We start from the raw sequence: 23,989 nt of genomic DNA, 5'->3' as shown, positions 1-23,989 counted from the left end.
AGTGTGCCGTGCGCTATCCTGCTGAACCCGTTCGGGCGTGACCACGCATGCTGCCATCGAGCAGACGATCCCGTCGTTGCGCCGTTTCGCCCGTGCTTTGCTCGGCACCGCGCAGGATGCCGATGATCTGGTGCATGACGCGCTGGTCGATGCGCTGGCACGGCCCAGGCTCGGCATGGCGGATCAGCAGGTCCGGCCATGGCTGTTCGCCATCCTGCGCAACCGCTTCCTCAGCGACCGTCGGCGCGCCAAACACCGCGCCACGACCCCGCTCGATGACTCGGGCGGCCCGGCTGCCGCCGTGCGACCCGGCCAGGAAGCGGGGCTCCAGATGCGCGACCTCACGATCGGGCTCGCCGGCTTACCCGTGGAGCAGCGCGAAATCCTCCTGCTCGTCACCGTCGAGGGTTTCACCTATGCCGAGGTGGCGGCGATGCTCGACCTGCCGCTCGGCACGGTGATGTCGCGGCTCAGCCGCGCCCGCGACCGGCTCAACGATTTCATGGACGGCACCGCCCGTCCCCGCTTGCGGAGCGTTTCATGACGCAGAATACCCCCCCGATTACCGATGACGATCTTCACGCCTATGTCGATGGCGTGCTCGGCCCGGAGCGCGAAGCGATCGTCGCCGCGTATCTGGCGCAGCATCCCGGGCAGAACCGCCGGATCGAGAGCTGGCGTCGCCAGCGCGAACAGCTCCGCGCGGGACTCGCCGGCATCGTCGAACAGCCGCTCGCGCCCGAACTGACGATGGCGCACCTCGCTTCAGCCAGCCGGCAGCGCCGCTTCGGCTGGATTGCCGATCACGCCCGGGCCGCCGCGCTGGTCCTGCTCGCTTTCGGGATCGGGGCGTCCTCGGGCTGGTTCGTTCGGGCCGATCTGGGGATACATCGCGACCCCGCCGCAACCGGCATTGCCGCCCTGAAACTCGAAACCCGCGCCGCCTACCGGATTTTCGCCCCCACCACGCCCACACGCACGACGGCGCCCGACCTCACAGCGGCGGTCGGTCACGATTTCAGCCCGCCCGATCTGACCGCATCCGGCTATACCGTCGGGCGGATCGAATGGCTGGCGACCCTGCACGGCCCTGCTGCGGTGGTGATGTACCGGGCACCCGATGCGCGCCCGCTGCTTCTTCTGGTCCGCCGGATGGATGTCCCCGCGCACAGCGACCGCATGACCGAGGATCATCGCAATGGTCACACCATGTTCACCTGGATCAGCCACGGTGTCGGCTTCTCGGTTGCTGCCGAGGTCGAACCCGCGCGCCTGCACCGCATCGCCAACCGGATCAGGGCAGATCAACATGCGCTGTAGGCACGAATGTGCCGCGATGCGGTCCGCTTCGCGCAGGTCTTGCCGTCACGCCCCCCATCGTCACGTTTCAAAAGGTCCATCCATGCTCAAATCCAGTTTCATCGGTCTCGCCCTCATCGCATCCCTGTTCGGTGCCGAAGCCGCCCATGCCGAAGCCCCGATCCATGTCTATGGGCCGGGCGGGCCTGCCCCCGCCATGCAGGAGGCGGCAAAGGCCTTCGGCGCGGCGCATCACGTCGAGGTCCTCGTCGTCGCCGGTCCCACGCCGAAATGGCTCGATCAGGCAAAGGCCAATGCCGATCTGATCTTCAGCGGTGCCGAAACCATGATGAGCGATTTCCAGACCGCTATGCCCACCGAGATCGATCCCGCGAGCGTCGAACCGCTCTATCTGCGCCCGGCGGCGATTCTGGTCCGCCCCGGCAACCCGGACCACATCACCGGCATCACCGATCTGTTCAAGCCGGGGCATCATATTCTGGTGGTCAACGGCGCGGGTCAGCAGGGATTGTGGGAGGATGTCGCGGGGCGCACCGGCAGCATCGCCGATATCCGCGGCTTCCGGCACAACATCGCCATGGTCGCCGGCAACAGCGCCGCCGCGCGCGCCGACTGGATCAAGGACAAATCGCTCGACGCCTGGCTGATCTGGAACATCTGGCAGGTCGCCAATCCCAGCCTTGCCACCACCGTGCCGATCGCACCCCGATACGCAATTTATCGCGATGCCGGAATCGCTCTGACCCATGCCGGCGAAGCGCGCCCCATGGTCAGGCAATTCGCGGCATTTCTCGCCTCGGCAAAAGGAAAAGCGATTTTCACGAAATGGGGCTGGCAGTAACTCGGCTACCCGTCCCACCCATCATCCGGCACCTCGCCGGACCCGATTTCACCCCGGGGCAACCTCGCCCCATCGCAAAGGACACCCGATGAAACCAACCCTCCTGCTCGGCATCGCCGCCGCCGTCATGGTATCGGCCACCGCCATCGCCGCGCCCACGCCGGTCCGCCTGCGCGGGACCATCACCGCGATCAGCGCCGACAGCCTCACCCTCAAAACCGGCAGCGGCAAGACCGAAACCGTCGGCATCGGGGCCGGCACCCACTACCTCAAGGTCGAGAAATCCTCGCTCGCCATGGTCGACAAGAACAGCTTCATCGGCACGGCGACCAAAACCGTCGGCCATCAGATGATCGCCCTCGAAGTGGTGATCTTCCCGAATTCGATGCGCGGCACCGGCGAAGGCCACTACGCCTGGGACAAAATCCCCGACACCACGCTCGACGGGGCGGCGAAGACGCCGAGCACCATGACCAACGGCAACGTCGCCGCCGTGTCGGGCGCCGGCAGCAAGGTCGCCAGCACCATGACCAACGGCAATGTCGCCGCGACCAGATCGGGCGATGGGGTCAAGCGCCTCACCGTCACCTACAAGGGTGGCCAGCAGACCATCATCGTCCCGCCAACGGCGCCGATCGTGAAGTTCCGCCCCGGCGTGAAGGCCGATGCCACCGATGGCTCGCACGTGTTCATCAAGGCCGGCGAAACCGATGGTAAAATCACCGCCGATGTCGTCGCCGTCGGTGTCGATGGCGTCGTGCCGCCGATGTGAGGAGAGCCGGATGCGTCCGCTTCGATCCGCGCGGCCGGCGCATCCGGTCCCGATCCGCATCATGCACTGGATCGGCGTCTACGCGATCGGCTGCATGATGTTCAGCGGCTGGGAAATCTACGATGCCTCGCCCAGCCTGCCGTTCCTGTTCCCGCAATGGACCGGTCTCGGTGGCTGGCTCGGCGGCGCGCTGGCCTGGCACCTGAGCGCGATGTGGCTGCTCTTCGCCGATGGGTTGGCCTATCTCGCCTACGGCATCGCCACCGGCCATTTCCGCCGCGACCTTGCCCCACCCCATCCGCGCGAGGTCGGGCGCGATCTCGGCGCCGCACTTCGCTTCGCCCTGCCGCACCGGATCGGCCACTACAATGCGGTGCAGCGCCTGCTCTATGCCGGGATCATCATCGTCATCACTTTCGCGGTCGCCACCGGGCTCGCGATCTGGAAACCGGTTCAGTTCGGCTGGCTTACCGGGCTGTTCGGCGGCTACCCGATCGCGCGCGGCATCCACCTCGCCATGATGGGCCTGATCGCGACCTTCGTGGTGATCCATGTCACGCTGGTGGCGTTCTACCCGCGCACCCTGGTCTCGATGATCGCGAACACCAGCGCCGATCCGGAAACCACGCCATGAGCCCGAAACCCCCGATCGTGCGGCACGATGATCTGAAACCCGGGTTCGCCCGCCTCCGCCGTCGCGGCCTGTTGCGCGGCAGCTTCTCCCTCGGCGCGCTCACCCTGCTTACCGGCTGCGACCTCTCGACCCATTCCGGCGTCGATGCCGCCCTCGAAGCGATGCTCCGTTTCGACGACCGTATCCAGGAAGCCCTGTTCGATAAATCGCGGCTCGCGGAAACCTATCCGGCGAGCGCGATCACCCATCCGTTCCGTTTCAACGCCTATTACCCGGAATGGCAGGTTCGGATCATCGATCCCGCAACCTGGCGCCTCGGCGTGAGCGGGCTGGTGCGCGAAACCCGCGCCTGGAGCGTTGCGGATCTGCGCGCCCTGCCGCAGCAGAGCCAGATCACCCGCCACATCTGCATCGAGGGCTGGAGCCAGATCGGCCAATGGTCCGGCGTTCCGCTCCATGTCTTTCTCAAGCGCATCGGTGCCGACCTGCGGGCGAAATATGTCAGCTTCACCTGCTTCGATGGCTATTCCACCAGCATCGACATGCCGAGCGCCCTGCAATCGCAGACCATTCTGGCCCTCGATTTCGAGAGCAAGCCGCTCACCCCGGAATGGGGCGCGCCCTTGCGCCTGCGTATCCCGACCAAGCTCGGCTACAAAAGTGCGAAAAACCTGCAATCCATCGCGGTGACCAACAAATACCCCGGTGGATACTGGGAAAATCAGGGCTACGACTGGTTCGCTGGCGTCTAGGCTTCAAGCCCCGCGGCCCGACTTGCTCCCACGCGATTTTGCATGGCCCGTAATCATTTGTGACGCGACGCCGCCATGATTCCGGCATGATTCGATACCAGATACATCGGGTCAAACCGGAATCCCCGCCATGCATCATCGTTCCCTGATCGAGATCGCCTTCGCCGCCATGGGCATCACCTATGAGGGCGCCGGCCCCGGCACGGTGAAGCAACCGCAGCGCGAGTCAGGTCCCGTCCCGATCGACGATGACGAGGACTGGATGGGTTCGCTCGCGATCGGCCCCGATGATGGCCAGAATGGCGATGGCGTGGCGTGAGCCGCGCCCGGGCCACTTCCTGGCTGTCGGGGCTTGCGATAGTTCTGGTCGCCCTGCTCGCCCGGCTGCACGGGCTGGGGTTCAAACCGTTCTGGCTCGATGAGGTTTTCACGGTCCACCGCGCCTCCCGTCCGCTCGCCGGGGTCATCGCCCACTCGCTCGCGCATCACCACACGCCGGTTTTTTTCCTGATCGAACACGCCGTCATCGCGCTCAGCGGCAGTGCAGGACCGTTCGCGCTCCGGCTGGTCCCCGCCATCTTTGGCGCGATCACCGCGGGCCTGGTTTTCGCCATCGCCTGGACGATCGGCGGCAGGGCAGGGGCCTGGCTCGCCGGACTGTTCATGGCCCTCGCCCCGCTTCAGGTTGGTTTCGCCCAGGAAGCGCGATCCTACACGATGATGACCGCCGTCATCCTGCTCGGCCTGTGGGGGCTGATCCTGCTGACGCGCAGCCCCGCGCGTCGTCCGCTTACCGGCTGGCTCGCCTATGCCGCCGGCACGCTGGGGGCGCTCTGGACCCTGGGCGATGCGCTCCCGTGGCTGATCGCGGCCAACCTCGCGATGGGCGTGGCGATCCTGCCCCGCGTGCCGGACCGCAGCCGGTTTCTGCTCCGGTGGGCCACGGTCCAGATCGGCATCATCGCAGCCGCCATCCCGGTCTATCTGGCAATCCTGCGGGCCGAGCACGACCACGTCATGCGCAGCTTCGGCTGGATTCCGCCTTTGTCATGGCGATCCGGCTGGGCCGATGCCGCGAGCCTTTACGGCATCCGCGACGCCACCATGGTCACGATGCGATTGCTCCCGACGCCGCTCGGCGCCGTTGCGATCCTCATGTTCGGTCTCGCCGGTCTCGGCGCATGGCATTTGCGCGACCGGGCCGCATCGCTCATCACCCTGGCCATCGCGTTCCTCGCCTTGCCGGTCACGCTGGCGCTGGTCTCGTTGATCCACCCGGTGCTGCTGCCGCGCTATCTGCTCTGGAGCGCAGCACCCTTTTTCGTGCTCGCCGGCATCGGCATCGAAGCGTTCGGTCCTCGCCTGCGCACATCGCTCGCCGCCGCCGCAAGCATCCTGCTGGTGGTGAATCTGCTGCCCTACTACCATGCCGAAACCAAGCCGCGCTGGGATGAAGCCGCCACCATCCTCGCGCAGCGGATCGCGCCCGGCGACATGCTTCTGGTCAGCGATGGGGCCGCGCCGGCAATGCTTGCCTACGAAACCGCCGGAACCGCGGCCGACCATCCGCCCTGGCCGGCCACGAGGCATCTGCGCAAGGCGCAAGCCGCCCTTGCCGCCAGCCACCGGGTGTTCGCCGTCTACGGCCCGGCAGGGCAGGGCAAACCACCCGGCAAACGCGCCTTCTTTGCCAGGGTCGCCTCCATTGGCGGCACCGCCGCGCCGATCGAGGCGGGCGATGAAATCACCATCGAGCAAATCGATCCCGGCTCACGCGGCCTCGTCGCCTGCTCCAACGCCGATGCCGACCCCGCGACCTGCGATTAGGCGGATCAGCCGGTCACCGTCGTTCCGCCCCGCCACACCCGCTCGAACGGCAGCCGCCACGCATGCGGGGCGATCAGCTGATGGATCGATTTCGGCCCCCACGAGCCCGGCTCGTAAAGCCGGACTGGCGGCGGCGCTTCGAGCAGCGGCTTTGACACATCCCACAGCCGCTCGATCCCCTCGGCCGTGGTGAACAGCGTGTGGTCGCCGCGCATCGCATCCAGAATCAGCCGCTCATAGGCTTCGAGCACTTCACCCACCAGCCCGGTATCATGCATCGCGAATTGCAGGCTCAGCTTGTCGAGCCGCATACCGGGACCCGGCCTCTTGCCATAAAACGACAGCGACATGCGCGATGCATCGGCAAGGTCGAAAGTCAGATGATCCGGCCCCTGAGCGCCCACGCCCGACCCTGCCGGAAACATGCTCTTTGGCGGTTCGCGGAACGCGATCGAAATGATCCGCTGCCCTTCGGCGAGGCGCTTGCCGGTCCGCAGAAAAAACGGCACCCCCGCCCAGCGCCAGTTGTCGATCAGGCATTTCAGCGCAATGAACGTCTCGGTATCGGATTCCGGATCGACCCCGTCCTCGGTGCGGTACGAGGTATATTGCCCCCGCACCACGTTGCGCGGATCGATCGCCACCATGCTGCGGAACACCTTGTTCTTTTCCTCGCTGATCGGCGCGGGTTCCAACGCCGTCGGCGGTTCCATCGCCATGAATGCGAGGATCTGGAACAGATGCGTCACCACCATGTCCCGGTACGCGCCGGTCTGCTCGTAAAACCCGGCGCGCCGCCCGAGACCGAGCGTTTCCGGGACGTCGATCTGGACATGATCGATGAAATTGCGGTTCCAGATCGGCTCGAACAGCCCGTTGCCGAAGCGGAAGGCCAGAATATTCTGCGCCGGTTCCTTGCCCAGAAAATGATCGATCCGGAAAATCTGATCTTCCGCGAACACCTCATGCAGCCGCGCGTTCAACAAAACCGCACTTTCCAGATCAGTCCCGAACGGCTTTTCCATGATGATCCGCGAGCGCTCGACCAGTCCGGCCTCGGCCAGCAGCCGCACCGCCGGCAGCGCCGCATTCGGCGGCACGCTCAGATAATGCACCCGGCGCGAATCCCCCCCGAGCGCGAGTTCCGCCCGCGCCACCGATCCCCGCAAGGCGTCCGGCCCCGCCCCGAGCGCCACATAGTCGAGCATCCCGGCAAAATGAGCCCAATCCGCGTCATTCACCGCCCGGCTGGAAAACTGCCGCAGCGCATCCAGGGCAATCGCGCGAAACCCGTCCGCATCGATGTCATCGAGCGAAACCCCGATGATCCGGCAGCCCGGAATGAACCCGGCGGTCACCAATTGAAACAGCCCCGGCAACAGTTTCCGCCGCGACAGATCGCCGGTCGCCCCGAACAGCACCACAACCTGCGCCTGACCCGGCCCCACCCCGGCGGGTACCGGCCTCACGAGCGTGATCCCCGGTAACAGGGCAGGGGTGTCCTCCGATCCCGCACGTCAACCCGGTCGATCATCGCTGCAATTCCCCTCTGCTGCGGCATTGCAGCAAACTCCCTTCATTCGATCAGGAGGTCAAGCGGGCCGAACCGGAGGTTCGTATCGGGAGTGAAGACAGTAAGGGAAGCACTTCTTTTTTATAAAAAAGAAGCAAAAAATTTTTTGTCGTTTGGGGTGGGGTGGAGTATGCCGAATTTAGTCTGCCAGTTTGGCTTGGGGCAGGGGTGGGGCCGACTGGCGGCGTAGCAGGACGATGCCGATAAGGGTGGAGACCACGAACAGCCCGATCCCGAGGCCGATCTGCGTCGACCGTGCAATCCGGCTGCCCGAGCCGAGCAGTGCAAAAATTGCCGTTTGCGGGATGAACCCGATCGCCGGACCCAGCACGAACCCGCGCATCGGCACCGCCGAAACCCCGGCCAGCACATTGAGCAGCAGATTATTGCCGACCGGCATGAGCCGCAGCGTCAGCGCATTCACAAAGGGCTGGCGTGTCAGCATCCGTTCGAGCCGCAATGCCCGTCCGCGCAGCCGGGCCTGCACGAAATCCCGCCCCACCAGCCGCGCCCAGTAGAAATCCACGAGGCAGCCAATGACCTGAGCCAGCAACGCCAAAGCGCCACCCAACGCCGCGCCCCAGGCGAAGCCGGCGGCAAACGCCACGATCTGACGCGGCATGCCGACGCCGCAGGCCAGCGCCCCAACCGCCACGAAAATCGCGGTATCCGACCAATCGGCCCGCGCATGGGATTTCAGGATGGTCCCGAACGGCAGCAGATGCAGAGCGAGCACCGCCCCGGTCAGCCCGACCAGCATCAGCGCGGACTTGCCGATCAGGCGGATCATTCGGTGCGCACGAGCGGCCGCTGCGCCGATCGGGCGATCGCCTCGGCCGCCTCGAACCCGCTGGTGTCGTCGGTCGTGACGATGTCAGGCTGGTTCCACCTGTTCTGCAGCCAGATCACGCCGGCAAGATCGACCACGCCGACTTTCAGCCGTCCCCATGTCCCGTAATGGGATGCGCCGGATTGCCGTGGCCGATGGCCGACCGGATGCGACACCACGCGACCACCGGCCCGAATGAACAAGGCAGGGAGAAAACGATGCATATGATCGAAATGCGGCAGGGCCAGAAACGCATCCCGACGGAATAATTTGAGGCCACATCCGGTATCCGGCGTCGCATCGCCGAGCAGTCCGGCGCGGACCCGGTTGGCGATCCGTGAACTGACCAATTTGATCGCACTGTCCTGCCGGCGCTGGCGATGCCCGGCGATCAGGATCGGTGCCGCAGGTTGATCGTGCCGCAACGCCGCTTCGAAAAGTGCCGGAATATCCGCCGGATCGTTCTGACCATCACCATCGATCGTCGCGATCCAATCGGTATCGGCCGCCTTGACGCCGCTGATGATGGCTGCACTCTGGCCGCAACCGGTCCGGTGCGTGACAACCCGCAGATCGGCACTCTGCCGCGCCAGATCGCGCAGAAGTTTGTCGCTCGCATCGGTGCTGCCATCGTCGACATAGATGATCCGGTAATCGAACCGTCCCGCAAAACGATCGTCGAGCGTCCTCATCGCCGTGCGGATTTCCGCGATCAACGGCGAGATGTTGGCGGCCTCGTTGTGAACCGGCACGACGACCGCAAGGCTGTAGTCGGGAGCATGGGGCATGTGAAAAATTCCTGATCTGTCGCGGGTCCGCTGATCGCAGAATTGTGATCCAATTCGGGCAGATATATGGCCGGTCGACGCAAGGCGGAAAACGTGATCGCGCCTTGCCACCAATGCGAGTTTCCATAATATATCTTCTACGACATTTGCGTGTCGGGCCGTGATCACCGCCGCTCGCTCCACCCTGCGGTTTCGCCTTTGTAATTTTGCTCAGGCTCCGCTGCCTCCCACATGCTGAGGGCATTTTCGGGAGAAGCACCATGCGCGCCAAAGCGATTTCAATCTCTTCACAACCCAATCCGGTAAGCCGACCTGCCCTCATCCTCGGCGGCGCGTTGCTGCTCGCCGGCCTATTCGCCTTCGCCCCGGCACACGCGCAGATGACGTCGCCGGGCATGACGTCCTCGCACAACACCGCAGTCTCGCATTCCACGACCAGAGATGCCGGGGCCGCCGCGCGCCGTCAGACCCGGATGAGCGGCCACAAGCCGATGCGCACCACCCATATGATGCACACCAGCCACATGAACACGAGCCGGATGCCGCATAAGACCATGTCGCGCAGCGCCCGCAAGACCAAAATTTCGAATACGATGGGCCATAAATCCGCCCATCAAAACCAACTCGAAGGTGCCACCACGTCCACGTCGCACCACATGAGCGACCAGTCGCGCAGCACCCATCCGGCAAACTGAGTCGGCCTCCGCAGCGGGGGATCAGTGGATCTCGGGTTCGCCGATCACGCCCGGTCGCTGGAGAAAATCGAAATCGCAGCCCGTATCGGCCTGGCCGATATGGGCTGCGGCCATTGCGCCGTACCCACGCGCATAGCGCGGTGCGGGCGGCCTCCACGCGTCCCGGCGCATCTGCAAATCGTGGTCACTGATGAGCACATCGATCCGCCGCGCCGCGACATCGAGCCGGATGATATCGCCGGTCCGCACCAGCGCCAGCGGCCCGCCGATAAATGATTCCGGCGCGACATGCAGAATACAGGCACCATAGCTCGTGCCGCTCATTCGCGCGTCTGAAATGCGCACCATGTCCCGCACCCCCTGCCGCAGCAGCTTCACCGGAATCGGCAGCATGCCCCATTCCGGCATGCCCGGCCCTCCGAGCGGCCCGGCATTGCGCAGCACCAGCACGGTATCCGCCGTCACGTCGAGTTCCGGGTCCGCCACGGCCGCGGCCATCGTGTCGTAATCATCGAACACCAGCGCCGGTCCTTCATGGCGCAGCAGCCGCGATTCGGCCGCCGAGGGCTTCATCACGCAGCCATCCGGTGCCAGATTTCCCTGCAATACCGCCAATCCTTCCGCCGATGACACCGGATTGTCCCAGGGCCGAATAACGGTCGCGTTCCACACCGTCGCGCCCGCGATATTTTCGCCCAGCGTGCGTCCATTCACGGTTGCGGCGTTCAGGTCGAGCCGATCCGCGATCCGGGTGAGGAACGCAGGCAACCCCCCGGCGTAGAAAAAATCCTCCATCAGCCAGGCGCCCGAAGGCCGGATATCGGCCAGCACCGGGATCCCGGCTGAAAGCTCATCGAACCGGTCGAGCCCCAGCGCGATCCCTGCCCGCCGCGCCATCGCGATCAGATGGATGATCGCATTGGTCGAACCGGCAAGCGCCGCGCTGGCGATGATCGCATTGTCGAAACTCGCGGCACTCAACAGATCTACGGGCTTGATATCCTGCCAGACCAGATCGACCGCCCGCTGACCTGTCGCTGCCGCCATCCGCGCATGGCCGGAATCCGGTGCCGGAATCGATGTCGCCCCCGGCAGCGTCAATCCCAGCACCTCCGCCAGCGAGGTCATGGTCATGGCGGTGCCCATCGTCATGCACACGCCGTCCGACCGTGCGATCCCCGCCTCCATCTCCGACCACTGTGCCTCGGAAATCCGCCCTGCCCGCTTTTCGTCCCAGTATTTCCAGATATCCGAGCCGGAACCGAGTATCTGTCCGCCCCAATTACCCCGCAGCATCGGCCCGGCCGGCATGAAAATCGCGGGCAGTCCGGCGCTGATCGCGCCCATGATCGTCGCGGGCGTGGTCTTGTCACACCCGCCCATCAGCACCGCGCCGTCCACCGGCAGGGAGCGCAAATTCTCTTCCACCTCCATTGCCAGCAAATTGCGATACAGCATGGTGGTCGGCTTCACGAAGTTTTCCGGCAGCGCCATCACCGGCACTTCGACCGGAAACCCGCCCGCCTGCAGAATCCCGCGCTTGATCGCCTCGACCCGCGCCGGAAAATGCCCGTGGCAGTGTGCCAGACCGTTCCAGGTATTGATGATCGCGATCACCGGCTTGCCGGCAATCTCATCGAGCCCGAACCCGAGTTGCCTGATCCGGGACCGATGCCCGAAACTCCGCAGATCCGCAGCGCCGAACCAACGATGACTCCGCAGCGTCGTAGGGTCGCGCCGATTCATGAGCGTCTCCTGTGCTGCCGCCCGCGATATCAAATCACGTCAGCTCCGTCCATCCATCCTGCCGAATACAAATAACCGGCGATCCTTAACAAATCCTTTCCACGCGAAAATTTTCCGCCAACAGGGAAGTCGCCGTTCAATACGCCGCGATATCGGCCCGGTCCGGCCCTTCGCCGCTTGACCTGATCGGCCAGCCATGCACCGATCAATCATGAAAATCCGTTCACTGAAAGCGACGCTCGGCCCGGCCCTTGCCGTGATCATGGCGACCGCGCTGGTCATCGCGCCCGCTGCGGCACAATCCGGCCCCGTCTCCGCTCCCACGCCCGCCAGCCTGTGGCGACAGGTCCAGACCTTGCGTGACCACGGTAAACTCCTCGAAGGCAGCCACCTCGACATGTTCGGTTCCCGCATGGCCGATTATTACACGATCGACCGGGCCAACGCCCCTGCCCTCACGGCGGCCACCCACGGCATCGCCAGCGTCACTAAGTTCCCGCCCGGCAGCCTGTTGATCAAGGAAAACTTCGACGAGGGCAAGAAACTCGGCACCATCACCGCCATGTTGAAACTGCCCGGCTACGACAAGGCCAATCGCAACTGGGTGATGGCGATGTTCAGCCCCACCGGCAAAGCCCTTGCCTATGGCAAGGTCGCCTCATGCGATAAATGCCACTCCATCGCGGCGTCGAGCGATTTCGTGTTTCCGCCGTTGCAGCGCCTGCCGCCGATGGTGGTGATGAGTTTCTTTCCGGGCCAGAAAATGTCGCCCGCTTATCTGAAGCTGCTCGACAAAAACCAGTAAATCCAGCGCCGAAACGCTGGATTTCGCGCTCACACCCCGAACGTCACGATCCGTTGATCGGCAACAGCGGCCCTGAGAACACGATGGGTGTATCCGGCTGCCCGGTCGGCGAACCGCCCGGCGGCTCGACTGTCACCGCCATCAAAATCTGCGGCTTGCGCATGTCCGGCGGCATATCGTTACGCGGCAAAATCGTCCTGCCCGGCTCGACGAAGCCAACCGGCACCGGCTTTTCGCCCCCCGCCACCGCCCAGAGCTGCCAGACCTTGCCCGGTGGCGGCTTCGCGTTGCCGACCGGCGCGATACTCATGGCGCCATCGCTGCGCAAAGCGACGGTGAAGACCGGCCCGGCCTTGCTGCTCAGCACCGCGACCATCCCCGGCGGTGAAACCGGCTGCGGCCGAACGACGATGAGCGCGACGAGTGCTGCAACCGCAACCGCCCCGATGCCGCGCCACACCGCCACATTATCCCACCACCCTGCCCATCCGCCGGCACGACGGCTCGCCATCGCGCGCACCGGCCCGGTCGTTACAGCCTCACGCGGCGCGATCAGCCGGGCAATTTCCGGCCAGATCGTCTCGGACGGCACGACCGGCGGAATCGCCAGCGAAAGCGGGAGCATCCTCTCCTGCCAGGCCGCAACTTCGCGCCCGAGCACCGGATCGACCGCCAGATCAGCCTCGAACTCCCGGCGTTCCTGCCCGCGCAGCAACCCGAACACGTAAAGACCGGCCCGATCCGGCTGTTGCGGCAGGATCTCGCTCATCGTTCCATACACTTCTTGAGGGCCGCGAGCGCGCGGACGATCCAGCTTTTGACGGTGCCAAGCGGTGTATCGGTCCGCTCGGCGATCTCACTGTGCGAATATCCTTCGACATAGGAAAGCATCACGGATTTGCGCCATGTTTCCGGCAATTCCTCAATGCAGGTCGCCAGCGCCCGGCTGTCCTCGATGCCGACCGGCATGTCCGCCGCCACATCGGGCAGTTCATCCGTGCCGGTGTGGCGCCGTTCCGTCTCCAGCCGATCGAGCGCCCGGTAGCGCAAAATCCCGATCATCCAGGCCTTGGGCGATCCCCGGCTCTGATCGTACCGGTCGGCATTGCGCCAGATCTGCAGGAACGCATCCTGCAAGGTCTCCTCGGCATGGGGCCGGTTACGCAGAAGACGCAAAGCGACACCGAGCATCGTCGGCGCCATCGCATCATATATCGCCTTGAGAGCCTGAGGATCGCGCTCGGCGCATCGCCGCAGAAGCTGGCCGAGACCATCATCCGCAACCGAACCGGTCGCATTGCCACTCAAGCCGATAAATCCTGTGCCATCAAACATCTTGTAGGTCACTACGCCGTGACAAGCAATCCGGATGCACCGGCGGACGAGCCCGTCGTTTATTGACGATCGGCGAAATCATCGGGCGCTTACGCTTACGGAAACGGCAGCATCCTCGCGCGGGATGTATGCAATTATTATGGGGACAGGAGAAAAAAAATCCACAACCGGATGCATCCGACTGGATGGCTGGATCGTAGGTGGACTTGAGTCGCAATCTAATCCCGTCACCCGTTCATGAAGATTGGGGCCGGCTCATGTTGCACTGCGAAATTTTCCCGCTGATCTGCTGTACACGAGATCTTGATTGTCACCAAAATCACACACCGCGGCTTAATATGTGACTTAGCTTAATCCGGAACTTTACTTGCCTAAGTGTGCGCCTCTAAATTATGTGCGTCGGCACCAATAATTCGGCATTAGGAGGTTAAAATGGGAATGTTCCCACTCAAAAAACGTCTCAAGTTCACATCGATCATCGGCGGCTTCGCAATGATGGCGACGGCTGCGCTCGTCGCATCGCCGGCAGCCCAGGCCCACAGCACCATGTTCTCCCAAGGCGGCATCAACGCCACCGGCGGCGTGACCTCCATCACCGGCGCAGCCGGCGGCGGCCTCAATCCTCTCGCGTTTATCGGCGGCTACGAAACCGATGATCAGATCGGCGGCACCGCTTTCTACTCGCATGATATTGCCGGCAGCTACTCCCTGAATGCCGGTGGCGCACTGATCGGCTTCTACAATCGCGTCGAAGTTTCGGTGGCGCGCGACAATTTCGATCTCGGCAATCCCGGCGCATCGCTCGGCCTCGGTTCCGATTTCAACCTCGAACAGAACGTCATCAGCGTGAAGGCGCGCCTGTTCGGCAATCCGGTCTATGATCAGGAATCGCTCGAGCCGGTCGTTTCGGTCGGCCTCCAGTATCATGAGAACGTCAGTGCCGCGTTCCCCGGCACCAACCGCAACATCGTCGACGTGCTCGGCGCCCATCCGGACGGCACGTCCTTCTATATCGTGGCGACGAAGCTGTGGCTCGATGGCTTGTTCGGCCACTACACCGTTCTCAGCGCCGGCCTGAACGTGACCAACGCCAACGACGAAGGCCTCCTCGGCTTCGGCGGCACCAATGCGGTCGGCCAGTACAAATCCGGCTACCATGTCGAACCTTTCGTCACCGCGGCCTATTTCCTCAACCGCAAAGTGGCGATCGGCGGCGAATATCGTGACGAGCCGAGCTTCCCGGTCGGCGTCGGCGCCGGTCTGAACCTCAACCAGGGCGGTGCGTGGAAAGATCTGTTCCTCGCCTACTTCCCGAACAAGAACCTCTCGATCACTGCGGCGTATGTCGATCTCGGCACGATCGGGAATGCAGTCTCCGGCGGTCAGGTCATCGATGTGAAGAACTCGAATGGTCTTTACCTGTCTCTGACGGCCTATTTCTGATCCAATAACGAAGGAATCGTCTCAATGAACAAGTTACGCTTCGCTCTCATGTCCGGCGCGATGACACTGGCGCTCGGTCTGGCCACCGCCGTACCGGCCCAGGCGGCGACAAACTACTATCAGGAGTTCGGTGGCAAGGCCGGCATCACCGCCCTGATCAACCAGTTCGTCGCGAACGTCGCGGCTGACAAGCGGATCAACTTCTACTTCGCCCACACCAACATCCCCGCCCTCAAGGCGGCGTTGGTGGCCCAGGTCTGCAACGCCGAGGGTGGCCCGTGCGCGTTCGATATGAACATGCGGACCATCCACGAGCACATGGGCGTGACCCAGAACGCGTTCAACGCCCTCGCCGAGGACATGATCCGCGCGATGGACCATGAGCAGATCCCGACTGCGGCGCAGAACAACCTGCTGGCCAAGCTGGCCGCAATGGAACCGCAGATCGTCACCCGATAAGGTTCGGCATTTCCCGAACCTTAGATAGCCAAGGAGATCGACATGACCGAATTTCGGATTAATCGCCGCACCTACCTGAAAGCCGCTTCCGCCGGACTGGCAGGGACCGTGGCGGCGGTCGCCTTTGCCGGCACCGCCCGAGCGTCGAGCAAGGCGACCAAGGCCCAGGCCGGTTATGTCGATCATCCCGGCACCGGCGGAGCCCAGTGTTCCACCTGTGCGAACTACATCCCCACGGGATCAAAATGCATGCAGGTTCAGGGCGTGGTCTCCCCGCACGGGTTCTGCAATTATTACGCGCCCAAAGGCTGACGCGACCCCTTCACACCCCCGCCTGACCTTACCTCTCGTATCAGTGATACCACCGGTTCATCCCGCGTTCATTTGGGGTGGACCGGATCGCTCATATAGTTCACAACGCGCCTGATGGAGAGCCGGATCGAGCGATTATGCGTGGAAAACGGGCTCAAAATGACCGGCCCGCGCCGCGCCATCGCCCGCATCCTGTCCGAGGTCGATGGTCATCCGGACGTCGATGAACTCCACCGCCTCGCCCACACGCTCGACCCGAGGATTTCCCTTGCCACGGTCTATCGCACCGTCCGCCTGTTCGAGCAGCACGGCATCCTCGAACGGCGCAGCCTCGGCAGCCGCCGGGCGCGTTACGAAATGTCCGGCGAGCACGATCATTTCCATCTCATCGACCAGGAGAGCGGCAAAGTCATCGAATTCGACGAACCCGAAACCGAAACGCTGATGCGCCGCGTCGCCGCCCGCCACGGCTTCGATCTCATCTCACTGAAAATCGAGTTGTTCGGTCGCAAACTCCGCTCCGAGAGCCCGCCCGACCGGTCAGACGATGCCAGGCAGACCGTTGAACCGGCAGGAGAGCCGCGATGACCATGCGCACCGCAACCCTGCCGACCACCCTCTGCGGCGAGGATGGGTTCGAGGAGGTCCGCGCCGGCAATCTCGGCGTCCGACTCGCGGCGACGCCCGATGAACTCGACGCCGCCCAGGCCCTGCGCTTTCAGGTCTTCTACGAGGAACTCGGCGCGAAACCCGATGCCGATACCCTCGCCCGCCGCCGCGATCAGGACCGCTTCGATGCCGATGCCGATCACCTCCTGGTCATCGACCACGACATCGCCGACGATGCGCGCGGCGTCGTCGGCACCTATCGCCTGATCCGCCAGGAAGCGGCGGCGCGAATCGGGCGGTTCTATTCCGCCGATGAATACGACCTTTCAGCCCTCGAGCGCTTCCCCGGCCGCCTGCTCGAACTCGGCCGCTCCTGCGTCGATCAGGCCTATCGCTCGCGCGCGGTGATGCAATTGATGTGGCGCGGCATCGCGGCCTACGTGTTCCAGCACGATATCGAGCTGATGTTCGGCTGCGCCAGCCTCCACGGCACCGATCCCGACCTGCTGGCCCCCGACCTGACCTACCTGCAATCCCACCACCTCGCCCCGGAAGCGATCAGACCCCGCGCGGTCGCCGCCCGCTATGTCGATATGTGCCGCCTCGATCCCGCCCTGATCGATCCCAAACAGGTCCTCGTCGGCCTGCCGCCCCTGATCAAGGGTTACCTCCGCCTCGGCGGATTCGTCGGCGACGGCGCGGTGATCGACTGGCAGTTCAACACCACCGATATCGCCGTCGTGGTCCAGACCGATCTGGTCACCGAGAAATATTACCGTCATTACGACCGCCAGCGCGCCTGACCCCGGCCCGTTCCGCCCTGTCCCGCGCCGAACGAGGTTGGCCTTCCGCGCGGTGCGCGCTATGCGTGCCCCGACCGATCCATTGCAGAGCAGATGAACCGATGGCCGAAGACGATACCCCGATCCCCGAAAGCCTGTTGCCCTACGACGTCTGGACCGAAGAGGCCCTGCGCCTCGTCGCCCTGCGCGCCCTGCAGCACGCCGAACGCGAAGGCCTGCCCGGCGGCCACCATTTCTATGTCACCTTCGACACCCGCCATCCCGGCGTGACCATGCCGGACCGGCTCCGCGCCCAATACCCCGAGGACTTGACGATCGTCCTGCAACACCAGTATCGCGACCTCCGTGTCGATATGGCGGCCCAGCGATTCTCGGTAAAACTCTCCTTCGGCGGCGTCCCCGCCACGCTCGACATCCCGCTTGCCGCCCTCACCGGTTTCGCCGACCCCGAGGTCCGGTTCGGCCTGCAATTCAATCTCGCAACCGATGAACCGATCGCAGAACCGGAACCCGAGGCCGCGCCGGAGCCAGCGCCCCCGCCGGTCGATGCCGGTCCCGCCGAGGTGGTCAGCCTCGATGCGTTCCGCCGCCGCCCGCCCAACAAGGAATGACCCGCGAAGGATCGATCGGAGACCGCACATGAATGCGATAGTCAAAAAAACCGCCGAATTCAGCTTCACGACGATGTTTCCACTCGGCCATGACGATATCGTCTGGCGCCGGCTCGACCTCGGCGGCATCACCACGATCGAGGCTGCCGGCAAAACCATCGTGCGGATCACCCCGGAAACGCTCTCCGCCCTCACCTTCGCCGCGTTCCACGAGGTTTCGCATTTGCTGCGTCCGGCCCATCTGCGCCAGCTTCGCGCCATTCTCGACGATCCCGAAGCCTCGCAGAACGACCGTTACGTCGCGATGGAATTCCTCAAGAACGCGAATATCGCCGCCGGTGGCATCCTGCCGATGTGCCAGGACACCGGCACCGCCATCGTGTTCGGCAAAAAAGGCCAGCGCATCTGGGTGGATGGCGACGAGGAAGCGGCCTTCTCCCACGGCGTCTACCGCACCTTCACCGAAACCAGCCTGCGTTATTCCCAGATGGCGCCGCTCACCATGTACGACGAGGTCAACACCGGTACCAACCTGCCGATCCAGTGCGACATCCTCGCCGCCCCCGACGAAGCCCATGCCGAGGCGTTCGACCTGATGTTCGTCGCCAAAGGCGGCGGCTCGGCCAACAAGAGCTTCCTGTATCAGGAAACCCGGGCGATCCTAAATCCGAAAAAACTTCTGGAGTTCGTTGAAGCTAAAATAAAAACACTCGGAACATCAGCCTGCCCGCCCTATCATCTGGCCATCGTGATCGGCGGCACGTCGGCTGAGGCGACCATGAAGACCGTCAAACTCGCCTCGACGAAATATCTCGATGCGCTGCCCACCACCGGCGATGCCACCGGCCATGCCTTCCGCGATCTCGCCCTCGAACAGGAGATCCTCGACCTCACCCGCCGCATCGGCATCGGCGCGCAATTCGGCGGCAAGTATTTCTGTCACGATGTCCGGGTGATCCGCCTGCCCCGCCACGGCGCGTCCCTGCCGGTCGGCATCGGCGTCTCCTGCTCGGCCGATCGTCAGATCCGCGCAAAAATCACGAAGGATGGCGTCTTCCTCGAACAGCTCGAAACCGAACCCGCCAAATACCTGCCCGAAGTCACCGATTCTCACCTCGGCGGCGATGTCGTGCGGATCGACCTGTCCCGCCCGATGCCGGATATTCTCGCTGAACTGTCCAGACACCCGATCAAGACCCGCGTCGCCCTGACCGGCACCATCGTGGTTGCGCGCGACATCGCCCACGCCAAACTCAAGGAGCGGCTCGATCGCGGCGAAGGCCTGCCCGACTACTTCAAGAATCACCCGGTCTATTACGCCGGCCCGGCCAAAACCCCCGAAGGCATGGCAACCGGCAGCTTCGGCCCGACCACGGCGGGCCGGATGGACACCTACGTCGCCGAATTCCAGGCTGCCGGCGGCTCCCTCGTCATGCTCGCCAAAGGCAACCGCTCCCGCGCGGTGCGCGATGCCTGCAAGACCTATGGCGGCTTCTACCTCGGCTCGATCGGTGGCCCCGCCGCCGTGCTCGCCCGCGACAATATCCGCCACGTCGAGATGCTCGAATATCCCGAACTCGGCATGGAAGCGATCTGGAAAATCGAGGTGGAGGACTTCCCGGCCTTCATCGTCATCGACGATAAGGGCAACGACTTTTTCGCGGAACTGGTATGACGATGGCCATCGAGGCGCACCTTCCCTCAGCTTGGCGCGCAGCGCCTTCGGCACTGCCGCGCGGCAACGACTTCTTTGCGGAACTGACATGAAATTCACCATCGACCGGATCGATCACGTCGTCCTCACCTGCAGCGACCTCGGCGTCACCGCCGACTGGTACGAGCGCGTGCTCGGCATGGAACGCGAGGAATTCGGCGCGGACAAGCGCATCGCGCTGCGGTTCGGCGCGCAGAAACTCAATCTCCACCAGGCTGGTTCCGATTCCGGCCCGCAAGCCGCCAAGGCCCAGGCCAGCGCGCTCGACATCTGCTTCATCACCGCCCTCGGCATGGAAGATGTCGTTGCCCATCTCGGTGAACAGAAGGTCGCGGTCGTCGAAGGCCCGGCCCAGAAAATCGGCGCGCTCGGCGCAATGCGCTCGGTCTACTGCCGCGACCCCGATGGCAACCTCATCGAGATTTCCAGCTATCTCGACGAATGAACCTGTCGGATTTCGACTACCGGCTTCCGCCCGAACGCATCGCGGCCTCCCCTGCCCGGCCGCGCGATTCCGCACGCCTGCTCCACGTCCGCCCCGATGGGGTAACTGACCTGATCGTGCGCGATCTGCCCACCCTGTTGCAGCCGGGCGACTGCCTCGTGGTCAACGATACCAGCGTCATCCCGGCGCAACTCACCGGGCGGCGCGGCGATGCCGCCATCGGCATCACCCTCGACCGGCCGATGCCGGACGGCACCTGGCGCGTCCTCCTGCGCAACGCCCGCCGCGCGCGGGTCGGCGAAACCATCGTCATCGACGGCATCACGGACTTCACCGCCATCGTCACCGCCCGCAACGAGGACGGCTCCGCCCACCTGTTGTTCGACCGTACCGGCGAGGCGTTCCGCACCGCGCTCGACGCTGCCGGAGCCCTGGCCTTGCCACCCTACATCCCGCGCGATACCGGCGTGACCGAAACCGACGCGGCGGATTACCAGACCATGTTCGCCGCCCGCGAAGGCGCGGTCGCCGCCCCCACCGCCGGGCTGCACTTCACCCCTGCCCTGCTCGACGCCCTCGCCGCACGCGGGATCGACCTCGTCCGCATCACCCTGCATGTCGGCGCCGGCACCTTCCTGCCGGTCCGCACCGAAACCCTGAGCGAGCACCGGATGCACGCCGAACGCGGCGAAATCTCGCCCGCCGCCGCCGCCGCGATCAACCGCGCCCGCGCGTCCGGTGGCCGGATCGTCGCGGTCGGCACCACCAGCCTGCGCGTCCTCGAATCGGCGTGCGACGAAACCGGCCACCTCTCGCCCTGGTCGGGCGAGACCGATCTGTTCATCCTGCCCGGCTACCGGTTCCGCGCGGTCGACCGGCTCCTGACCAATTTCCATCTGCCCCGCTCCACCCTGCTGATGCTGGTCTCGGCCTTCGCCGGGATCGCGCCGATCCGCGCCGCCTACGCCCATGCCATCGCGGCAGGCTACCGCTTCTACTCCTACGGCGATGCCTGCCTGCTGGAACCGGCATGAGCGCGTTCGGCTTCACCCTCACTGCGCGTGACGGCGCCGCACGGCGTGGCACCCTCACTACCGCCCACGGCACCGCGCAAACCCCCGCTTTCATGGCGGTCGGCACCGCCGGCACGGTCAAAGCCATGACCGCCGATCAGGTGCGCGCCACCGGCACCGAAATCGTGCTCGGCAACACCTATCACCTCATGCTCCGCCCGGGCTCGTCCCGCGTCGCCGCCCTCGGCGGCCTGCACCGCATGATGGACTGGCCCGGGATCATCCTCACCGATTCCGGCGGATTCCAGGTCATGTCCCTCGCCAAACTCCGCAAGCTCGACGAAATCGGCGTCACCTTCCGCTCGCATCTCGACGGTTCGGCCCACCACCTGACCCCGGAATCCTCCACCGCCATCCAGCACGACCTCGACGCCACCATCACCATGGCGTTCGACGAATGCACCAAATTCCCCGCCACGCCGGATGAAGCCGCCGCCTCGATGCGCCTGTCGATGCGGTGGGCCGCCCGCTCGCGCGATGCCTTCACCCCCCGCCCCGGCTACGGCCAGTTCGGCATCGTCCAGGGCGGCATCTACCCCGACCTCCGTGCCGAATCCGCCGCCGCCCTCACCGCGATCGGCTTCGAAGGCTACGCCATCGGTGGCCTGGCGGTCGGCGAAGGTCAGGCGGCGATGTTCGAAACCCTCGATGCCACCACCCACCTCCTGCCCGCCACCCACCCGCGCTACCTCATGGGCGTCGGCACGCCGGACGATCTGCTCGGATCGATCGCCCGCGGCGTCGATATGTTCGATTGCGTGATGCCGACCCGCGCGGGCCGCACCGGCCGCGCCTACACCTCGCGCGGCGTGTTCAACCTGCGCAACGCCCGCTTCGCCGATGATCCCGCCCCGCTCGATCCCGGCTGCGCCTGCACTCTCTGCACCCGCCACTCCCGCGCCTATCTGCACCATTTGTTCCGCTGCGAGGAAATGCTCGGCCCGATGCTCCTGACCGGGCATAACCTCACCTATTATCAAACCCTGATGCGCGGCGCGCGCGACGCAATCGAGACCGGCGGTTTCGCGGCCTATGCCGCCACCGCCCGCGAAGGATGGACCCAGACCGATGACCGATGACCGTTACGCCGGCCTCCACCAGCTCGGCCACTACACCAAAGCGCCGGAAACCCCCGAAGAGGCCGAGCTCGAACGCGTTGCCGCCCCCGCCCAAGGCCGCGCCTACGTCATTCGCTTCACGTGCCCCGAATTCACCTCGCTCTGCCCGATGACCGGTCAGCCCGATTTCGCCCATATCGTGCTCGATTACATCCCCGATGCCTGGATCGTCGAAAGCAAATCGCTCAAGCTGTTCCTCGCCTCGTTCCGCAACCACGGCGCCTTCCACGAAGCCTGCACCATGATGATCGCCGAACGCCTGATCGATCTTCTCGCCCCGCGCTGGCTGCGGATCGGTGCCTACTGGTATCCGCGCGGCGGCATCCCGATCGATGTGTTCTGGCAGACCGGCAGCCCGCCTGAAGGCGTCTTCCTGCCCGATCAGGGCGTCGCCCCCTATCGCGGCCGTGGCTGAGCCGCCAAGCCTCAAGGCCGCCATCACCACCCGCGCCGTAGCGCTCGGCTTCGATGCGATCGGCTTCACCGCCGCCCGCCTCACCCCACAACATCGCGCGAACCTCGAGTCCTACCTCGCCGCCGGCCATCACGGCACCATGGCATGGCTCGCCGAACGCACCGCCCAACGCGCCGACCCCGCCGCCCTCTGGCCCGAAGCGGTCAGCGTCGTCGCCCTCGGCCTGTCCTACGCCCCGGGCACCGACCCGCTCGCGACACTCGCCCACCCCGATCGCGGCAACATCTCGGTCTATGCCCGCAACCGCGATTATCACGACATCATCAAAGGCAAACTCAAACACCTCGCCCAGTTCATCACCGCGCGCGCACCCGCCGGCATCAAGGTCTTCGTCGATACCGCGCCGGTCATGGAAAAACCGCTGGCCGCCGCCGCCGGCCTCGGCTGGCAGGGCAAACACACCAACCTCGTCTCCCGCACCCACGGCTCCTGGCTGCTGCTCGGCGAAATCATGACCACGCTCGACCTGCCCGCCGATCCTCCCCACGCCGATCGCTGCGGCTCCTGCACCAAATGTCAGGCGGCCTGCCCGACCGATGCCTTCCCCGCCCCCTACCGGCTCGACGCGACCCGCTGCATCTCCTACCTCACCATCGAGCACGACGGCCCGATCCCCGACCGGTTCCGCGCCGCCATCGGCAACCGCATCTATGGCTGCGACGACTGCCTCGCCGTCTGCCCCTGGAACAAATTCGCGAGCGCCGGGCGCGAACACAAACTCGCCGCCCGCGACGACCTTGTCGCCCCGCCCCTCGCTGGCCTCGCGCGCCTGACCGATGCCGGATTTCGCACCCTGTTCGCCGGCAGCCCGATCAAACGGATCGGCCGCAACCGTTTCGTCCGCAACGTCGCCATCGCCATCGGCAATTCTGGCGATCCCGCCTTGCGCGAAAGCGCCGCGATCCTCGCCGCCGACCCCGACCCGGTCGTTGCGGAAGCCGCAAGATGGGCCCAGTCACGTCTCTAATTTGAAGCTGGCCCGCCATCGGATAATGATTTACACGCGAACG

The 23,989-nt window shown here is 64.8% G+C and carries 29 protein-coding genes; 22 read left to right on the top strand and 7 right to left on the bottom strand.

Features of this window, described 5'->3' with window-relative positions; genetic code table 11:
* Positions 1-37: 37 nt before the first annotated feature.
* The 8 genes from SIL87_RS10340 (at position 38) to SIL87_RS10305 (ending at position 6,146) form a co-directional block, all read left to right on the top strand.
* Positions 38-544: an RNA polymerase sigma factor gene (locus tag SIL87_RS10340; protein WP_319614101.1), complete on the top strand. Its 507-nt coding sequence runs from the start codon at positions 38-40 to the stop codon at positions 542-544.
* Positions 541-1,320, top strand: a complete 780-nt coding sequence (locus SIL87_RS10335; protein ID WP_319614099.1) for an anti-sigma factor family protein — start codon at positions 541-543, stop codon at positions 1,318-1,320. The genes SIL87_RS10340 and SIL87_RS10335 overlap by 4 nt, the downstream gene beginning before the upstream one ends.
* Before the next feature lie 82 nt (positions 1,321-1,402).
* Positions 1,403-2,161, top strand: coding sequence for a substrate-binding domain-containing protein (locus tag SIL87_RS10330; protein WP_319614098.1), 759 nt, complete (start codon positions 1,403-1,405; stop codon positions 2,159-2,161).
* 88 nt (positions 2,162-2,249) lie between these two features.
* Positions 2,250-2,933: a hypothetical protein gene (locus tag SIL87_RS10325; protein WP_319614097.1), complete on the top strand. Its 684-nt coding sequence runs from the start codon at positions 2,250-2,252 to the stop codon at positions 2,931-2,933.
* Positions 2,934-2,943: 10 nt separating this feature from the next.
* Positions 2,944-3,567, top strand: a complete 624-nt coding sequence (locus SIL87_RS10320; protein WP_319614096.1) for a cytochrome b/b6 domain-containing protein — start codon at positions 2,944-2,946, stop codon at positions 3,565-3,567.
* Positions 3,564-4,319, top strand: a complete 756-nt coding sequence (locus SIL87_RS10315) for a molybdopterin-dependent oxidoreductase (protein ID WP_319614095.1) — start codon at positions 3,564-3,566, stop codon at positions 4,317-4,319. The genes SIL87_RS10320 and SIL87_RS10315 overlap by 4 nt, the downstream gene beginning before the upstream one ends.
* A 130-nt stretch (positions 4,320-4,449) precedes the next feature.
* Positions 4,450-4,638, top strand: coding sequence for a hypothetical protein (locus tag SIL87_RS10310; protein WP_319614094.1), 189 nt, complete (start codon positions 4,450-4,452; stop codon positions 4,636-4,638).
* Complete coding sequence (locus tag SIL87_RS10305) at positions 4,635-6,146, top strand: glycosyltransferase family 39 protein (protein ID WP_319614093.1); 1,512 nt, start codon at positions 4,635-4,637, stop codon at positions 6,144-6,146. Before SIL87_RS10310 ends, SIL87_RS10305 begins: the two co-directional genes overlap by 4 nt.
* Before the next feature lie 5 nt (positions 6,147-6,151).
* Here SIL87_RS10305 and zwf read toward each other — a convergent pair whose 3' ends face one another.
* The 3 genes from zwf to SIL87_RS10290 all read right to left on the bottom strand — a co-directional run bounded on the left by zwf (position 6,152) and on the right by SIL87_RS10290 (position 9,336).
* The gene (gene zwf, locus SIL87_RS10300; protein ID WP_319614092.1) at positions 6,152-7,615 is read right to left on the bottom strand and encodes a glucose-6-phosphate dehydrogenase; all 1,464 of its coding nucleotides are present in this window, start codon (positions 7,613-7,615) and stop codon (positions 6,152-6,154) included.
* Between the two features lie 243 nt (positions 7,616-7,858).
* Positions 7,859-8,509, bottom strand: coding sequence for a TVP38/TMEM64 family protein (locus tag SIL87_RS10295; RefSeq protein ID WP_319614091.1), 651 nt, complete (start codon positions 8,507-8,509; stop codon positions 7,859-7,861).
* Positions 8,506-9,336, bottom strand: a complete 831-nt coding sequence (locus SIL87_RS10290; RefSeq protein WP_319614090.1) for a glycosyltransferase family 2 protein — start codon at positions 9,334-9,336, stop codon at positions 8,506-8,508. Before SIL87_RS10290 ends, SIL87_RS10295 begins: the two co-directional genes overlap by 4 nt.
* 260 nt (positions 9,337-9,596) lie before the next feature.
* Between SIL87_RS10290 and SIL87_RS10285 the strand changes: the two genes are divergently transcribed.
* The gene (locus SIL87_RS10285; protein ID WP_319614089.1) at positions 9,597-10,031 is read left to right on the top strand and encodes a hypothetical protein; all 435 of its coding nucleotides are present in this window, start codon (positions 9,597-9,599) and stop codon (positions 10,029-10,031) included.
* Between the two features lie 21 nt (positions 10,032-10,052).
* Here SIL87_RS10285 and araD read toward each other — a convergent pair whose 3' ends face one another.
* Both araD and SIL87_RS10275 read right to left on the bottom strand, forming a co-directional pair.
* Positions 10,053-11,777: an L-arabinonate dehydratase gene (araD, locus tag SIL87_RS10280; protein ID WP_319614088.1), complete on the bottom strand. Its 1,725-nt coding sequence runs from the start codon at positions 11,775-11,777 to the stop codon at positions 10,053-10,055.
* 29 nt (positions 11,778-11,806) lie between these two features.
* Entirely contained in the window at positions 11,807-11,986 is a 180-nt protein-coding gene (locus tag SIL87_RS10275) for a hypothetical protein (protein WP_319614086.1), read from the bottom strand.
* 2 nt (positions 11,987-11,988) lie between these two features.
* Here SIL87_RS10275 and SIL87_RS10270 point away from each other — a divergent pair, with 2 nt between their 5' ends.
* On the top strand, positions 11,989-12,582 hold the full coding sequence (locus SIL87_RS10270; protein ID WP_319614085.1) for a cytochrome P460 family protein: 594 nt from the start codon (positions 11,989-11,991) through the stop codon (positions 12,580-12,582).
* Between the two features lie 43 nt (positions 12,583-12,625).
* On the opposite strand, the gene SIL87_RS10265 is transcribed toward SIL87_RS10270, so the two are convergent.
* Together SIL87_RS10265 and SIL87_RS10260 are read right to left on the bottom strand one after the other, a co-directional pair.
* The gene (locus SIL87_RS10265) at positions 12,626-13,351 is read right to left on the bottom strand and encodes an anti-sigma factor (protein ID WP_319614084.1); all 726 of its coding nucleotides are present in this window, start codon (positions 13,349-13,351) and stop codon (positions 12,626-12,628) included.
* Positions 13,348-13,890, bottom strand: a complete 543-nt coding sequence (locus tag SIL87_RS10260; protein WP_319614083.1) for a sigma-70 family RNA polymerase sigma factor — start codon at positions 13,888-13,890, stop codon at positions 13,348-13,350. The genes SIL87_RS10265 and SIL87_RS10260 overlap by 4 nt, the downstream gene beginning before the upstream one ends.
* A 459-nt stretch (positions 13,891-14,349) precedes the next feature.
* Here SIL87_RS10260 and SIL87_RS10255 point away from each other — a divergent pair, with 459 nt between their 5' ends.
* The 12 genes from SIL87_RS10255 (at position 14,350) to queG (ending at position 23,946) form a co-directional block, all read left to right on the top strand.
* A complete protein-coding gene (locus SIL87_RS10255; protein ID WP_319614081.1) occupies positions 14,350-15,360 on the top strand; it encodes a DUF3034 family protein in 1,011 nt (336 codons plus the stop codon).
* A gap of 24 nt (positions 15,361-15,384) precedes the next feature.
* Positions 15,385-15,819: a group I truncated hemoglobin gene (locus tag SIL87_RS10250; RefSeq protein WP_319614080.1), complete on the top strand. Its 435-nt coding sequence runs from the start codon at positions 15,385-15,387 to the stop codon at positions 15,817-15,819.
* A 42-nt stretch (positions 15,820-15,861) separates the two neighbouring features.
* Entirely contained in the window at positions 15,862-16,131 is a 270-nt protein-coding gene (locus SIL87_RS10245) for a hypothetical protein (protein WP_319614079.1), read from the top strand.
* Between the two features lie 114 nt (positions 16,132-16,245).
* Positions 16,246-16,719 (top strand): Fur family transcriptional regulator, encoded by a 474-nt coding sequence (locus SIL87_RS10240; RefSeq protein ID WP_319614078.1) that lies wholly within the window; start codon positions 16,246-16,248, stop codon positions 16,717-16,719.
* Entirely contained in the window at positions 16,716-17,543 is an 828-nt protein-coding gene (locus SIL87_RS10235; protein ID WP_319614077.1) for a GNAT family N-acetyltransferase, read from the top strand. The genes SIL87_RS10240 and SIL87_RS10235 overlap by 4 nt, the downstream gene beginning before the upstream one ends.
* Positions 17,544-17,644: 101 nt before the next feature.
* Positions 17,645-18,154 carry an SspB family protein gene (locus SIL87_RS10230; RefSeq protein WP_319614076.1) on the top strand — a complete coding sequence of 170 codons (510 nt, stop codon included), beginning with the start codon at positions 17,645-17,647 and terminating at the stop codon, positions 18,152-18,154.
* 28 nt (positions 18,155-18,182) lie between these two features.
* The gene (locus tag SIL87_RS10225; protein ID WP_319614075.1) at positions 18,183-19,829 is read left to right on the top strand and encodes a fumarate hydratase; all 1,647 of its coding nucleotides are present in this window, start codon (positions 18,183-18,185) and stop codon (positions 19,827-19,829) included.
* An 88-nt stretch (positions 19,830-19,917) separates the two neighbouring features.
* The gene (locus SIL87_RS10220; protein WP_319614074.1) at positions 19,918-20,313 is read left to right on the top strand and encodes a VOC family protein; all 396 of its coding nucleotides are present in this window, start codon (positions 19,918-19,920) and stop codon (positions 20,311-20,313) included.
* Positions 20,310-21,347 carry a tRNA preQ1(34) S-adenosylmethionine ribosyltransferase-isomerase QueA gene (gene queA, locus SIL87_RS10215; protein ID WP_319614073.1) on the top strand — a complete coding sequence of 346 codons (1,038 nt, stop codon included), beginning with the start codon at positions 20,310-20,312 and terminating at the stop codon, positions 21,345-21,347. The genes SIL87_RS10220 and queA overlap by 4 nt, the downstream gene beginning before the upstream one ends.
* Positions 21,344-22,465 (top strand): tRNA guanosine(34) transglycosylase Tgt, encoded by a 1,122-nt coding sequence (gene tgt / locus SIL87_RS10210; protein ID WP_319614072.1) that lies wholly within the window; start codon positions 21,344-21,346, stop codon positions 22,463-22,465. Before queA ends, tgt begins: the two co-directional genes overlap by 4 nt.
* Positions 22,455-22,919: a preQ(1) synthase gene (gene queF, locus SIL87_RS10205; protein WP_319614071.1), complete on the top strand. Its 465-nt coding sequence runs from the start codon at positions 22,455-22,457 to the stop codon at positions 22,917-22,919. Before tgt ends, queF begins: the two co-directional genes overlap by 11 nt.
* Positions 22,864-23,946, top strand: a complete 1,083-nt coding sequence (gene queG, locus SIL87_RS10200) for a tRNA epoxyqueuosine(34) reductase QueG (RefSeq protein ID WP_405055265.1) — start codon at positions 22,864-22,866, stop codon at positions 23,944-23,946. Before queF ends, queG begins: the two co-directional genes overlap by 56 nt.
* The last annotated feature ends 43 nt before the right edge of the window (positions 23,947-23,989 follow it).

The sequence above is a fragment of the Acidiphilium acidophilum genome (genome assembly GCF_033842475.1).
Lineage (GTDB): Bacteria > Pseudomonadota > Alphaproteobacteria > Acetobacterales > Acetobacteraceae > Acidiphilium > Acidiphilium acidophilum.
Note: the sequence above shows the minus strand (reverse complement) of the source record. Positions and strands in the feature narration are given on the sequence as shown.